General features: G+C 61.1%; 6 protein-coding genes and 1 tRNA gene. 4 read left to right on the top strand and 3 right to left on the bottom strand.

Going from position 1 to position 5,477, the window contains the following annotated elements:
• A partial coding sequence (locus tag EN943_RS34515) for a phosphomannomutase/phosphoglucomutase (protein WP_164778535.1) occupies positions 1–1,309 on the bottom strand: 1,309 nt, incomplete at its 3' end.
• A gap of 201 nt (positions 1,310–1,510) precedes the next feature.
• Between EN943_RS34515 and EN943_RS34510 the strand changes: the two genes are divergently transcribed.
• Positions 1,511–1,587: transfer RNA gene (locus EN943_RS34510), tRNA-Pro, on the top strand.
• Between the two features lie 507 nt (positions 1,588–2,094).
• Here the strand turns inward: EN943_RS34510 and EN943_RS39025 are convergent.
• Positions 2,095–2,406: a hypothetical protein gene (locus EN943_RS39025; protein ID WP_164778534.1), complete on the bottom strand. Its 312-nt coding sequence runs from the start codon at positions 2,404–2,406 to the stop codon at positions 2,095–2,097.
• A gap of 296 nt (positions 2,407–2,702) precedes the next feature.
• Between EN943_RS39025 and EN943_RS34500 the strand changes: the two genes are divergently transcribed.
• From EN943_RS34500 to EN943_RS34490, 3 genes are all read left to right on the top strand, one after another.
• Entirely contained in the window at positions 2,703–2,873 is a 171-nt protein-coding gene (locus tag EN943_RS34500) for a hypothetical protein (protein WP_348630116.1), read from the top strand.
• Positions 2,874–2,879: 6 nt separating this feature from the next.
• Entirely contained in the window at positions 2,880–3,323 is a 444-nt protein-coding gene (locus EN943_RS38660; RefSeq protein WP_245476087.1) for a hypothetical protein, read from the top strand.
• A gap of 225 nt (positions 3,324–3,548) precedes the next feature.
• Entirely contained in the window at positions 3,549–3,893 is a 345-nt protein-coding gene (locus EN943_RS34490) for a hypothetical protein (protein ID WP_127416317.1), read from the top strand.
• Positions 3,894–3,926: 33 nt separating this feature from the next.
• Here the strand turns inward: EN943_RS34490 and EN943_RS34485 are convergent.
• Positions 3,927–5,477: ABC transporter ATP-binding protein (locus EN943_RS34485; protein WP_164778533.1), on the bottom strand; the 1,551-nt coding region annotated here is incomplete at its 5' end.

Below are 5,477 nucleotides of genomic sequence, written 5' to 3'. Positions count from 1 at the left end.
GGCCAGCGAAAACCATTCGATCCCGCTTCATGGCCTGAAAGTCGGCAACCACCCGCTCGACAACGCCATACTTCACATCGTCCGCGCAGTGCGGCGACATGGTCGGCGTGCCGAAGGTCAGCGGCAGCGCGCGGTAGAGATCGGCCATCGAACTGCCAGGACTGCGATCCAGCATCTGGCAGATGGCGATGGCGGTGACCAGCCCATCGTCATAACCCCGCCCGATCGGCGGGTTGAAGAAGAAATGGCCCGACTTTTCGAAGCCGGCGACGGCGCCAAGCTCGGCGACGCGGCGCTTGATGTAGGAGTGGCCGGTCTTCCAATAGTCGGTGACGGCGCCGTTGGCGCGCAGCACGCTGTCTGTCTTGAACAGGCCGGTCGACTTGACGTCGACGACGAAGGTCGAGCCCGGATGCTGGCTGGAGATATCGCGCGCCAGCATCACACCGACCTTGTCGGCAAAAATCTCATTGCCCTCATTGTCGACGACGCCGCAGCGGTCACCGTCGCCGTCGAAGCCCAGCCCGACATCGGCTCCAGTCTCCAGCACCTTCTGTCTGATGGCATGCAGCATCTGCATGTCCTCGGGATTGGGGTTGTAGCGCGGAAAGGTATGGTCGAGTTCGACATCGAGCGGGATGACCTCGCAGCCGATGCGCTGCAGCGCTTGCGGCGCGAAGGCGCCGGCGGTGCCGTTGCCGCAGGCGGCGACCACTTTCAGCTTTCGGGTGATGCGCTTGTCCTTGGTCAGATCGTCGAGATAAGTGGCGCGAAAATCGCGGACGAAATCGTAGGAGCCGCCGCCGACGAGATCGAAATCACCAGCCAGCACGATCGCCTTCAGCGCGCTCATCTCTTCCGGTCCGAAAGTCAGCGGCCGCGCCGCACCCATCTTGACGCCGGTCCAGCCATTCTCGTTATGCGAGGCCGTGACCATGGCGACCGATGGCACGTCCAGTGCGAACTGGGCGAAATAGGCCATCGGCGACAACGCCAGTCCGATGTCCCTCACCCGTGCGCCTGCAGCCATCAAACCGGACACCAGCGCCAGTTTGATCGACAGCGAATAGGAGCGGAAATCATGCCCGGTGACGATATCGGGACCGGCACCGACACGGCGGATCAGCGTGCCAAGCCCCATGCCGAGCGCCTGGACGCCGATCAGATTGAGCTCCGGCAGTTGCGCAGAGCCGGGATGGCCAAACCACCAGCGCGCATCATATTCGCGAAAGCCGGATGGCTTGATCAGCGCTTCGGTTTCGAATTCGAAACTGTTGGGCCGGGCGTCGCCAACGATGCTGAAGGACAAGACTGGAAAACTCCGAGTGACGGAAATTACGAGTTGTCGAGGACTGCGGCTTAGCACAGAAGGCTTTAAGCCACGTTTATCCCAGGAGGGAATCCGAGCCTTTCGGCCTATGCTCGACGAAAGCCTACGAAATGCGACAGAAGTGCTGCCATGCCGCTTGCAGGAACGAAGTGTGGCGGCTATAAGCCCGCGGTCTGGTCACGGAGTGTAGCGCAGCCTGGTAGCGCACCTCGTTCGGGACGAGGGGGTCGCAGGTTCAAATCCTGCCACTCCGACCAGAAAAAACAAAGAGTTAGCGCATCCCGACTTCGGCGCTCCACCTGCCCTCAAGCGAGATTACTCGCGTCCCCCGCCGATGAGCGAATTTCTATTCGCCGTGACAGCGATGCCTGTTGCATTGGACAGTAACCAGACGGCCTCAACCGGCCGCCTGATGCTTTCGTGCGTGCGCTCGCGGACAGATTTCCGGAAAACATCCCGACTAGTACGCGCGTCCGGCTCAGCGGAGGCCAAAAAAGCTCAAGATCGCAATCACGATGACCACAGCTCCAACGAGCCAAATGATATTGTTCATGATCTCTCTCCTGTTGCCTGGGGGAAGCCCGCGCCTCTGGCGGAGAACGCGGGCCGACCAGCCTTTGCCGACTGATCTGCAGCAGACACCAAATCGTGATCCCGGCTGCGAGAAATAAAACCATCAGGCACGCCTAATGTTCCGTCGCTTGGCCGGGTCAGCGATGACCGGTGAACGTTCGGGCCATGCCGAACGACCGGAACCAAAGCAATCAGGGGCAGTTTATCCAATGAAGGGCTAATAAGAGAATGGAGAAATTGCAATGAAAACAATGATTATGTGTGCGTTGGCGCTTTCCCTTGGACTGCCCATTGTTGCTTCGGCAGCCGAAGCCGATGTGGTTGTTAGAACCCATCATCGACATCACGGCAGCGTCAAGATCATCAACGAAGACGGTCAGCGCTTGCACCATCGCCGCCATGGTACCGTGGCGTTCTATGACCATGGGCGCCGACATCATCACCGCGATACCGTTGTCGTGACAAGTTCCGTCTCCACCCATCGTCACCACCATCGGCACCATCCCGTGGTGATCCAAAACGACGGGTACTGACCCCCGATCTCCGGCCCGATTCTTGATGGAGTCGGGCCACGAAAGGCCTTTTGGCACGAATCCAGATCATGCTTTTGGCGGGCGCCGCCGCAAGACCGTTGCGGCCCACGGTCAGACTTAGGTCCGACCCGTGCCCGACCGAAGTCCAGGTTGGAAACGCTTGCACTTGCCCCAAATTCGGGTGGCGGGCAAAAATGATCAATGAAACTAAGAGCAGCAGCATGTCGAACCGTGAGACCAAAAGATCCCATGCCCTGAGCATGCGCATGACAGAGATCAAGGCCAGGATGGAGGAAGCCCAGATTACCGAAGACGAGATGAAGACCTTCCAGAAGGGCGCGGCCATCATGGAGGGCGGCGAGGGACTAATCGCGGTTGACGACCTGATTGCCGCGTCATTCCTCACCGACACGCTGCTGAACAGCCCGAAGCGTTAAGCGACCATGCCGACGATTAGCAGACTTTTTGATTCCCCCGCCGATGCGGCGCGGATCGCCAGCGACTTGGTGGCGGCCGGAATTCCTCGCGTACAGATCGCGATCATCGGGCCTTACAATGACGAGGCGGGATCTCTTCGGGTTTCCGCTTTGGGATCGTTACTTGGCGCTGCCGCCGGCGTGTTGGCCTGCCTGAGCGCCGTTGCGGCCTATGGCACCAATCCTGTTGCTGCGAGCGTATTGCCAACAGCGGTGGCTGGCGCGGTCTGTGGCGGCGTTGCCGGCGGTCTGTTTGGAACATTCGCCATGGCCGCCATGAAGGCGGATGATCAGGAGGTTGCCGAGGGGGTGGTTCTGGTGACGGCGCATGTCGATGAAAATGACGCCGACATCGCTCAGACAGTGCTCGGCGGTCGCCCCCCGTCGACGTTCGTGGCCGAAGCAGCGTAGGAAAGGCCGCCCCGACGACGCCGGAACCGGCACTCTCCGTTTGCCAGCGATTGAGCCCAACACTCGGCAGATGGCAATTCGAGTAACTGAAATGTTCCTGCGTCGGCCGAAAAGGCCGGCCCCAGTGGCAGGTTCCTTCGCGGCCGCATATTTTGACGAAAAGGTCCGTCGGCTTTAGGGTCGATGGACTTGATGGAGTCAGTGAAACGGCGGGCCGAGTGCGACATGAATTTGAATTCAACCACAGCCCCGCCCTTGATTCTTGTGATGACGCTGGTTCTCGTCGCTGGCTGTTCATCCCTCGGCAGAACCGTCGATCCAGCGAAATACGATTCGATCGCCTGCACCGACCTCAACAGTGCGATGGGAGACGTCGCCCGTGACATCTCGCAAACGGCAATCACGCGCGGCAAGGTCGCCAACACCAATGTTCCACGCTGGCTGCTCGGCGGCTCACGCGTGAAGACGGCGGTAGCCAACCGTGAAACAGCCAGGATCGACCGGCTTAAGCAGCAACAGGATGCCATTGCCGCTGTGCGAGCGCGCAAGTGCCCGAGGTCCGCGAATTGAGCGGACAGCCAATGCCTCGGTGCCGAGCCCGGCTCAGGCGCTCAGGCGAAATCGCGTCACGTCGATCGCGGCGGCCATCAGCGTCTGTGTGTAGGCGTGCTGCGGATTGCTGAAGATCGCCTCGGTCGGCCCCTCCTCGACGATCTTGCCCTGTTTCATGACGATGATGTAGTCGGCCATGGCGCGCACGACCGACAGATCGTGGCTGATGAAGAGATAGGACAATTCGTGGTCCGCCTGCAGCTTGCGCAGCAGTTCGACGATCTGTTTCTGCACGGAGCGATCGAGCGCCGAGGTCGGCTCATCCAGTACCACCAGCCTGGGCTTCAGGATCATGGCGCGGGCAATGGCGATGCGCTGCCGCTGGCCGCCCGAGAATTCGTGCGGGTAGCGATTGCGGGCGTTGGGGTCGAGGCCGACCTCGCGCAAGGCCTCGATCGCGCGTTGATCACGCTGCTTGCCCGAAAGATCAGGCTCATGCACCAGAAGTCCTTCGGTGATGACCTGGCCGACAGTCATGCGCGGCGACAGCGAGCCGAACGGATCCTGGAAGACGAGCTGCATCTGGCGCCGCAGCGGCCGCATCGCTCGCCGGTCGGCATGGGAAATGTCGCGATCGCCGAAACGGATGAGCCCGTCGCTCGGCAACAGCCGCAGCAAGGCGCGACCGAGGGTCGACTTGCCCGAGCCGGATTCACCGACGATGCCGATGGTCTGGTTGCGCTGCAGCCGGATCGAGATGTGATCGACGGCACGCAGCATCAGCGGTTCACCAGCAAGAAACCCGCCGCCGATCCTGAACGTCACTTCGACATTCCTGCCTTCGAGCAGCACCGGGGCATTGGCGGGCGGCGGCGCCTTGCTGCCGGTCGGCTCGGCCGCCAGCAGCATTTTCGTATAGGCATGCTGCGGGTTGACGAAGATGGCCTCCGCCTCCCCCTCCTCGACAACCTCGCCCTGGCGCATGACATAGACCCGGTCGGCAAAGCGGCGGACGATACCAAGATCGTGGGTGATGAAGACGATCGCCATGCCAAGCTTGCGCTGCAATTCGGCCAGAAGCATCAGGATCTGCGCCTGTATGGTCACGTCGAGCGCCGTCGTCGGCTCGTCGGCGATCAATATGTCAGGGTCGTTGGCGAGCGCCATGGCGATCATGACGCGCTGGCGCTGGCCGCCGGACATTTCATGCGGATAGGATCTCATCCGCCGCTCGGGATCTGGAATATGCACCAGCCGCAAAAGCTTGAGCGCCTCTTCGTGCGCCTCGGAAGTATTCAGGCCGCGATGCCGTCGGATCGGTTCGATCAGCTGGTTGCCGATCGAATAGAGCGGATCGAGCGAGGTCATCGGCTCCTGGAAGATCATGCTGATCTTGGCGCCGCGGACCTTGTTGAGTTCGGATTTGCTGAGCGTCAGAAGGTTGCGGCCGCGATAGTCGACGCTGCCTGTCGCCTCGCCGTTCGATGCCAGCAGGCCCATCGCCGCCATCATCGTCTGGCTCTTGCCGGATCCGGATTCGCCAACCACGGCAACGGTTTCGCCTGATTTGACATGGATGTTGATGCCCTTGACCGCCTCGAC

Source organism: Mesorhizobium sp. M7A.F.Ca.US.006.01.1.1 (assembly GCF_003997935.1).
Lineage (GTDB): Bacteria > Pseudomonadota > Alphaproteobacteria > Rhizobiales > Rhizobiaceae > Mesorhizobium.
Note: the sequence above shows the minus strand (reverse complement) of the source record. Positions and strands in the feature narration are given on the sequence as shown.